At 72.1% G+C, this 7968-nt stretch carries 8 protein-coding genes; 2 read left to right on the top strand and 6 right to left on the bottom strand.

The features are described from left to right. Positions 1-62: 62 nt before the first annotated feature. From ACFVHI_RS13090 to ACFVHI_RS13080, 3 genes are all read right to left on the bottom strand, one after another. The gene (locus tag ACFVHI_RS13090) at positions 63-491 is read right to left on the bottom strand and encodes a hypothetical protein (RefSeq protein WP_380338627.1); all 429 of its coding nucleotides are present in this window, start codon (positions 489-491) and stop codon (positions 63-65) included. A gap of 275 nt (positions 492-766) precedes the next feature. Then, positions 767-1228: a nuclear transport factor 2 family protein gene (locus tag ACFVHI_RS13085; protein WP_380338624.1), complete on the bottom strand. Its 462-nt coding sequence runs from the start codon at positions 1226-1228 to the stop codon at positions 767-769. Positions 1229-1547: 319 nt separating this feature from the next. Continuing rightward, positions 1548-2621: an alpha/beta hydrolase family protein gene (locus ACFVHI_RS13080; protein ID WP_380338621.1), complete on the bottom strand. Its 1074-nt coding sequence runs from the start codon at positions 2619-2621 to the stop codon at positions 1548-1550. Positions 2622-2885: 264 nt separating this feature from the next. Here ACFVHI_RS13080 and ACFVHI_RS13075 point away from each other — a divergent pair, with 264 nt between their 5' ends. Continuing rightward, positions 2886-3305, top strand: a complete 420-nt coding sequence (locus ACFVHI_RS13075; protein WP_380338618.1) for a VOC family protein — start codon at positions 2886-2888, stop codon at positions 3303-3305. A gap of 74 nt (positions 3306-3379) precedes the next feature. On the opposite strand, the gene ACFVHI_RS13070 is transcribed toward ACFVHI_RS13075, so the two are convergent. Further along, complete coding sequence (locus ACFVHI_RS13070; protein WP_380338616.1) at positions 3380-4300, bottom strand: LysR family transcriptional regulator; 921 nt, start codon at positions 4298-4300, stop codon at positions 3380-3382. A gap of 130 nt (positions 4301-4430) precedes the next feature. Between ACFVHI_RS13070 and ACFVHI_RS13065 the strand changes: the two genes are divergently transcribed. Beyond that, entirely contained in the window at positions 4431-6098 is a 1668-nt protein-coding gene (locus ACFVHI_RS13065; protein WP_380338613.1) for a bifunctional 3-(3-hydroxy-phenyl)propionate/3-hydroxycinnamic acid hydroxylase, read from the top strand. A 13-nt stretch (positions 6099-6111) separates the two neighbouring features. Here the strand turns inward: ACFVHI_RS13065 and ACFVHI_RS13060 are convergent, their stop codons facing one another. Next, the gene (locus ACFVHI_RS13060; protein ID WP_363374024.1) at positions 6112-6666 is read right to left on the bottom strand and encodes a hypothetical protein; all 555 of its coding nucleotides are present in this window, start codon (positions 6664-6666) and stop codon (positions 6112-6114) included. A 173-nt stretch (positions 6667-6839) separates the two neighbouring features. Beyond that, positions 6840-7793, bottom strand: a complete 954-nt coding sequence (locus ACFVHI_RS13055; protein ID WP_380338610.1) for an ankyrin repeat domain-containing protein — start codon at positions 7791-7793, stop codon at positions 6840-6842. Positions 7794-7968: the final 175 nt, after the last annotated feature.

Below are 7968 nucleotides of genomic sequence, written 5' to 3'. Positions count from 1 at the left end.
GTGCGGTGGCCGCTCGGGAGCGGGCACCGCACCGCCCGACGGCGGGGGTCGTGGGCCGTGGGTCAGCGCACGGTCACGGTGAACACGGGGGAGGCGACGTCTCCGCTGACGATGCGCAGCTCGTTCAGGCCCTTGATGCCGAGCTTCACGCCGAGCGAGTAGGAACCGTTGTGGTTGGTGGGGACGGAGGCCGGCAGGGTGACCCACTTGCCGTGCTGCTTCTGCTGCAGGGTCACCTTGGTGCCCGCCTTGAGGCCGGTGGTGGTGCCGTTGACCCGGAACAGCTGCCAGGCCTGGACGGACGTGACGGACGGCTTGGCGGTGATGCCGGCCTGCGCGGCGGCCTGCTGCGCCGTCGCCTGCTGCGTGGTGGACGTGGGGTAGGCGGCCGGGGCGGCCGCCATGGCGGCGGTGCCCGCCAGCCCGAGGGAGAGCACGGTGACGGTGGTCACGGCGGCCAGGCGCAGGGAGTTCCGCTTGGAGACGATCACGGGTGCCCCTTTCAAGGGGAGGTGATTGCTCGGCCCGAAGAGCACGGTCGGCGCGATTCGGGCTCTGTCATCTGTAGGGACGCCGCGCTCCACACTTCGGTTGTGAGCGGATCGTCACCGCCTTGTAACAGTCGGCAATGCCTCGGAGTTCCCAACACCCGCGTACACGAGCGGAATTGGCACTTCCTCTTCTGCGAACGCGACGGCCCCCCCTCGACGGCCCGCGCGGGCAGCCGGGCAGCCGTCCCTGGATGAACAAGTCCGAAGTCAGGCTCTCAGTGACGGTCGCCGAGGCTGGCGACCACGGCGGCCAGTCGGTCCATGGCGTGGGCTACGCCGAGCCCGTCCATGTAGTCGCGGACGTGCACGATCCGGCCGTTGCGGACCCGGATCACCAGGAGGCCGGGAATGCTGAAGGTCTGGCCGGTTGTGGTCACGGTCCCGGTGACGACCTGCTCGACGGTGATCACCTCGGGGTCGGTGCTCTCGTGCACGGCGACTTCGCGGATCTCCTGCGGTTGCGCCGGGCTGGCGCCCCAGGCCGCCCGGTAGCCCGCGCGGACCTCTTCGCGCCCCTGGTAGCGCGCCGGCATGCCGGGGAAGAGGAACGGGAACTCGTGGACGGCGTCGACGGTGTAAAGATCGGCCAGGTCGTCCGCTGACTTGTCGAGCATCGCCCGCTGGTAGCGGGCCAGGACCTCACGAGGGCCAGGGCTGGCGGGGGTGGTGTCCGGCATGGCGCTTGGGCTCCGTTCGGTCAACGCGGGACTGAGCTCTGTCGATCGATGGGCCGGGAGTTCGGGCGCACGGATGCGACGAAGGCCCCAAGACCCGTTTGTGACACCCGACTTGGAGACCCGCTTGACCGCACTCTACGTGAAGATCGACGCCGAGATCGGAGGAACGCGACGGATGGGACGACCGCCCCGGTCGAGAGTGCCGTCGTCGTGCTGGAGTGCGCTGCATGGACGCACCGTCCACAGCGAGCAGCCCTACGACAGCCACCAGTGGCTTGATGAACGTCGATGCGAAGGCCACCGCCGCGCTGGCCCGCCCCTACCGACATCGCGCCAGCCAGGTCGCGATCTCGTCCACCACCGCCGGCTCCACGTGCCCCGGTCGCGCGTATTCGGCCGGGGTGGCACGGCCGGTGCCGGGGAGGAAGAGGTGGTTGGCGTCCTGGTGGATCCTGATCGCCACCTCGGGCCGGTCCGCCAGGGCGTCCTGCCAGCGCGTCAGGTCGTCGGCGACGGTGACCTGGTAGTCCCGGCCGCCCTGGAGGATCAGCATCGGGCGGTCGAGTGCGGCCGCCGTGGCCACCGGGTCGTACGCGCGCAGGTCGAGCCAGTAGGCGGCGGAGAGTCCGAACGGCAGCAGCTCCGACGGTGTGTCGGGCATGAGTTCGGGGCCGGCCACCAGCGCGGCCTGCCGGGCCAGCGCCGCCACCGCGTCGTCGATGCCCGGGCCGGGGGCGAGCGCCGCGAGGTGGCGGGCCACCCGGACGGCCGCCTCGTGCATCGGCTGGGCGTCCGCGGCGAGCAGCACCAGTCCCGCGATCGACGGGTCGGCGGCGGCGATTCGCGGCGCCACCTTGCCACCCATGCTGTGGCCGAGCAGGTGGATCCGGTCCGCGGCCACCCCGGGCTGTCGCCGGAGCAGTTGGACGGCGGCGAGCGCGGGCGGCAGGTACTCGTCGGCCATGGTGAAGTCCGAGGGCAGGTGGTCCGGGTGCGCGAAGGTGGCCTTGTCGAAGCGCAGCACGGCCACCTGTCGGCTGGCGAGCCCCCAGGCGAGGTCCTTGAGCGGCTTGTTGGGGCCGATGCTCTCGTCCCGGTCGAACGCGCCGCCGCCGCTGAGCAGCACGACGGCGGGCCACGGGCCGGGGCCGGCGGGCAGGCTCAGCGTGCCGGGTACGGCGAGCGGACCGGCGCCGAGCCGGACTTCCCGTTCGGTGAACCGGGCCTGGTCCGCGTAGGGCGGCGGCTGCCATTCGGCGCCGTCGTCCTGGGCGAGCCGCAGACCGTGCAGCAGGCCGTCGGCGCCGACCGACGTGACCACGGTGAAGCTGCCGTCCGCGCAGGTCACCGGGATTCGGACGCGCACCGGGTCGGCTTCTCCGGGCTCGCTCACCGGCTCCCCGATCGCCCTGACCCCTCCCCGTCCCGCGGCCTCGGCCGCCCAGGCGAGCCGCAGCACTTCGGCGGATACGGCAGCGCGCAGGGGCGGTGCGAACAGTTCCGCGGTCTCGGCGAATCGCTCCGCGCGCAGTAGCGCGGCGAAGTCCCGGGTGAGCCGAGCCGGGGCTCGTGGCGAAAGCGCCGGTGCTGCCCAGTCGGTACTGTCCGGCCGCAATTCGGTAGCGGACCGAGCGGTGCTTCGGGCAGGCTCGCGTGCATGGTCTCGGTGTTGCAGAACGTGGCGATCGACTGTGCGGATGCCTACGGGCTGGCTCGGTTCTGGAGTGAGGTGCTCGGTCATCCGCTGCACCCGGAGGATGGCCCGGGTGATCCGGAGACTGCGGTGATGCTGCCGGCGGGCCAGCTGTTGTACTTCCACCAGGTGCCGGAACCGAAGATGATCAAGAACAGGGTCCACCTGTGCCTGCGTCCGGAGACCACGCGCGAGGAGGAGGTCGAGCGGCTGCTGAACCTCGGGGCCGCCCTCGTCGACGACCGCCGGGAACCCGATGGTGCCGGCTGGGCCGTCCTCGCGGACCCTGAGGGCAATGAATTCTGTGTTCTCCGCAGTGCGTCCGACCGCGCGGCGATGTCTTCCTGCGGCTCACCCGCGCAACGGCCGGCTGCCCCGCAGTAGTTGGTCACAGCCGTTCGTTGACGGCCGGGACGATGCGGTGGTCTCCGGGCGGCGACGCGGTTCTCACGTCCGGTTCAGTGCAGCGTGGCGGCGAGCGGTCGGACGGCTTCCAGCACGTGGCGGCGGAGCCACCGGGACGCGGGATCGTCGTCGAGTCGGCGGTGCCAGCGCAGTTCGATGTCGGCCGCCGGCATCTCCAGCGGCACCTTGTACCACCGGAGGGGCACCTGTCGTTCGACGAGGTGCTCCGCCACCACCCGGGGGCCGAGGCAGATGACGTCCCCCTCCAGCGCCATCAGCGCTGCCACCGCGAAGGAGGGAACCACGGCGACGACGTGCCGGGAGCGGCCCAGGCGGTGAAGTGCCTCGTCCAGCGGCCCGTGCGCGAGGCCTCGACGGGACGCGGAGATGTGCGGGTGGGCACACAGGTCGTCCACCGTCAGCCGTGCTGCCTGGCCCAGGGCGGAGTTCGCCGCCACCACGGCGACGAAGTGGTCGGAGAACAGCGTTCGCGCGCGCACGTCCGGAGGGGGCGGGTCGGCGACGCCGATGTCGAGGTCGAGCGAGCCGTCGCGTAGCCGGTCGGGTTCCTTGGAGTCCTGGGCGACGAACCGCAGGCGGACCTCGGGTGCCTCGGCGGCGATCCGGTGCGTGAGGCGGGGTGCGAGCACGGGGCTGAGTCCGTCGTTGACCCGGATGGCGAAGGTGCGCCGCCACGATCGCGGGTCGCTTCCCGCAGCATCCACCCGGAGTTCGGCCGCGGCCTCCAGCAGCGCCTTGACCCTGGCGGCCGACCGCTGGGCGAACGGGGTGGGCACGAGGCCCCGGCCGGCGCGCACCAGGATCTGGTCGTTCATCGCCCGTCGCAGCCGGCCCAGGGCCCTGCTGGTGGCCGGAATGGACAGATGAAGGCGCGTCGCGGCCGCGGACACGCTGCCGGTGTCCATCAACGCGTCGAACACGCGTAAGAGGTTGAGGTCCAACTGGTCGGCCACGGACGCCCCCTTCGTTTGCGTCTGACGCAAACTCCCTGTGCAAAGCATGCATTAGACATCGTGTCAGGGGCGTTCGAAACTGACGTCGTGGCCACCACACCCTCCGTCCCGTCCACGAGGAGCTGCGGACATGCCGAACACCAGGCACCCTGAGAACCGGACGCCGTCCCCTAGTGAAGCCACCGAATCCGCCGAATCCGCCGAATCCGCCGAATCCGCCGAATCCGCCGAATCCGCCGAAATCGCCGAAATCGCCGTAGTCGGCTGCGGGCCGGTCGGCATGACGCTCGCGGCCCTGCTGGGCAAGGCCGGGCACTCGGTCGTGGTGCTCGAACGCTACCCCGGCCTGTACGGCCTCCCCCGGGCCGCCAGCTTCGACGGCGAGATCATGCGCGCACTGCAAGGACTGGGACTCGTCGACGAACTGGCGCCCACCCTGCGCACACAGGACGCGTACGAGTGGCGCAACGGGGCGGGTGACCTCCTCATCCGACAGGTGTTCCGCACCGTCGGCGCCAGCGGTTGGGCCGACCTCTACAAGTTCCACCAGCCCGACCTGGAGACGGCGCTGCACTCGTTGTGCACCTCGATGCCGAACGTCGACCTCCGTTTCGGCACCACGGTCACCGGCCTGTCCCAAGGCCGTGACCAGGTCACCCTGAACACGTCGGACGGTGCGACCTTCGCGGCGCGCTACGTGATCGGCTGCGACGGCGGGAACAGCTTCGTGCGGAACGCCCTCGGCGTCGAGCAGGACGACCTCGGCTTCTCCGAACCCTGGCTGGTCTGCGACTTCACCCTGCGGCGCCCTGCGGCCGAGCTGGGGCTGCCGTCGATGCTGCAGATCGGCGATCCCGAGGGGCCCACCACCGTCATCACCACCGGTGCCGAACGCCAACGCTTCTGCTTCCTGCTCGACGATGACGACGACCTCGAGCGGGAACGTGCGGCGGACGGCGTGTGGTCCCGCGTAGGCCGCTACCTGTCCCGCGACGACGCCGACATCGCCCGCACCGCCACCTACACCTTCCAGTCGCTGGTCGCGAGGCGCTGGCGGGACGGCCGGGTCCTGCTCGCGGGCGACGCCGCACACCAGATGCCGCCCTTCCTGGGGCAAGGACTCTGCTCGGGGATACGGGACGCACTCAACATCGCCTTCAAGCTGGATCTCGTGCTGCGCGGAGTCCGGGGCGCCGAGGTGCTCGACACCTACCAGAGCGAGCGGGAGCCGCACGTGCGCGGCGTGACGGCCACGAGCATGGAACTCGGCCGCCAGCACACCCTGCGGGACCCGGTGCTCGCCCGCGAACGCGACCGCACGCTGATGGCCCACCGACGCGCGCTCCGGGAGCCGGACCGGATCCGGCTGCCCGACCTCGGTCCCGGCCTGTTCGCCTCCGGCGGAGGCCGACTGTCGGTCCAGGGCCGGGTGAGCGACGGCCGGCGGACGGGCCTGCTCGACGACATCGTCGGCGGAGGTGGCTTCCGGCTGCTGGTCGCCGAGCAGGCCCTTCCCCTCCTGAACCGGGCCCCGCTGAGCGATTTGGGCGTCACGGTCGTCGGCTTCGGCCCCACCCCCACAGGCCCCACCGCCACAGGAGCCGCTGCCACAGGAGCCGCTGCCCTAGGAGCTGCCGGAACCGTCGTCGCCGACCCGGACGGCACCCACCGTCGCTGGCTGTCCGACCTCGGCGCCACCGCTGCCGCCGTGCGCCCCGACAACTACGTCTACGCGGCCGGGCCGGACGCGGACGCGGTGGCGAACCAGCTACTGGCCCTCCTCACCCCCGGCACCTGAGCCCGGAACCGGCTCAGCCAGACCCCGCCGCCGTGCTCCGCGCCCGGAACCGCGCCCACGCCCACGAGCCCGCGCCCACCAGCAGGGCCGCCCCCAGCGCGTACACCGGCAGCCAACGCGTCGTCGTCGCCGCCAGGCAGACGTCGACGGCCTGGCGGCTCTGCTCCCGCTGCACGTACCCCAACGCGTCACCGGCACGCCCGGCCAGGTCCCCCAGCGCGGCCTGCGTCCGCAGGACCTCGTAGCGGCCGGCCTCGACGCACCCGCTGCGCGTCCCCGGCATGGGGAACAGCCAGTCCCAGCGCTGAAGTGCCGGAGCCAGCGCCAGCGCCACGCACAGCCCCACGACCAGCGAGTACGCCACCAGGCTCCGGCCGTAGGCAGCCCGTCGACCCGGCGCCGGCAGCGGCGCACGGCCGAACGACAGGACCACCGCGAGCAGCGTCACCCCGAGATAGGTGGAGAACCACTGCCATGACCCCTGCGCGAGCGAGAACGCCAGCACCACGCCGAGCGCCGTCCCCAGCACACCGGCATCACCGGCCGTCCGTCCCCCGCCCGTGCCCATGGACACGGGGCCGCGGTCACCTCCAGGGCTGTGCCCACTCACAGGCTCTCCTCGTCCGCCAACGGGGCACCAGCCTCCCGCCACCGCCTACCGTCACGGCTTGTCACCACACCGGTGAGCCCTCGGACGCCACCCGCCCAGCCCAGCCCGGGCCTACGGACGGGTCAGTGCCCTCACCGCTCCCAGTAGTCGACGTCGGGCAGTCGTATCCAGCTGTCGGCGGGGCCGGTGACGGCGCGGGCGTCGGTGGGGCGCAGGCCCGCGAAGGCGCAGGCCTGGGCGACGGCGTGGTGGTGGTAGAGGTAGCCGGTCAGGACCTCGTCAGGGGTGTGGTTCGGGAGGGGGGCGCCACCGGGGTGGAGGTCCCAGGCTTCGACGGTGCCGTCACGGACGATGCTGCCCTGGTTGCCGCTCTTGGGGTTGGCGTACAGGCCGTAGCCGACCGTGCCGGCGGTCAGTCGGGCCATCGCGCCCGGGGTGGACGGCGTGTAGCCCCAGGGCTGGGTGACGATGCATCCGCCGGGCACGGTCGTGACACCGGCGATGAGCAGGCCCTCGTCCATGTCGTACTCGTTCGGGTCGTCGAGGAAGTCCTCCATGAACTCCTCGTCCAACGGAGTGGCGTCCAGCCGGCGGACCGCTTCGGCGGCGTCGATGGCGGCGATGCAGGCGAGGCCGGTGCCCTCGAAGAAGAAACGGCCCAGGGCCTGGACGAGTTGCCGCCCGCGCCGGACGGTGGCCTGCTCGGTCGCTGTCAGGCCGGCTTGTCCGTCGGGCACGGGGAACAGATCGGGGACCGGCCCGGCCAGGGCGATGCGGCCGGGCGACCAGCCGCCGAGCTGGGGCCGCCACGTGTCGGCGCCCGCGGCCACGAGGGCCCGGGCGTTGTCCGGCCGGTTCTCCATGACGGCCTCCCACAGGGCCGTCGTCCCGTTCTCCAGCGCGTCCACGTCCGACACCCGGCGCGTCAGTTCGGCCACCACCTCGGGCGAGCCGAACCCCGCGGCCTGGTGCAGGGGGCGGCGACTCCCGCCCCACGTGTCCGGGTCGGCTCCTGCGTCGAGCCGCGCACGGATGTCGTCGTGGTCCCGCCAGCTGTTCCAGGTCACACCGTCCCAGCCCGTCATCGCGGCCCCCGTTCGTTCGTCGTCAGCGCGGCTCTCCGCGAGCGCCACCCGTCCACACACGATGGCATACCGGTCTGACAGTCGCGGTCCGGTGCCTTCGGTAGCTGCTGGGGCTGTGCCCTCGGTGACCGCCACTCGTCACCGGACAGCGCCGCGGGGGTCTCCCCGGCTGCCC

Source organism: Kitasatospora sp. NPDC127121 (genome assembly GCF_042677305.1).
In the GTDB taxonomy this organism is placed as follows: Bacteria; Actinomycetota; Actinomycetes; order Streptomycetales; family Streptomycetaceae; genus Kitasatospora.
Note: the sequence above shows the minus strand (reverse complement) of the source record. Positions and strands in the feature narration are given on the sequence as shown.

Bases quoted from the DNA above. Each gene is read 5' to 3' on its own strand.
- ACFVHI_RS13085 (WP_380338624.1), bottom strand. From the start codon at position 1,228: ATGCCGGACACCACCCCCGCCAGCCCTGGCCCTCGTGAGGTCCTGGCC.
- ACFVHI_RS13075 (WP_380338618.1), top strand. From the start codon at position 2,886: ATGGTCTCGGTGTTGCAGAACGTGGCGATCGACTGTGCGGATGCCTAC.
- ACFVHI_RS13065 (WP_380338613.1), top strand. From the start codon at position 4,431: ATGCCGAACACCAGGCACCCTGAGAACCGGACGCCGTCCCCTAGTGAA.
- ACFVHI_RS13060 (WP_363374024.1), bottom strand. From the start codon at position 6,666: ATGGGCACGGGCGGGGGACGGACGGCCGGTGATGCCGGTGTGCTGGGG.
- ACFVHI_RS13055 (WP_380338610.1), bottom strand. From the start codon at position 7,793: ATGACGGGCTGGGACGGTGTGACCTGGAACAGCTGGCGGGACCACGAC.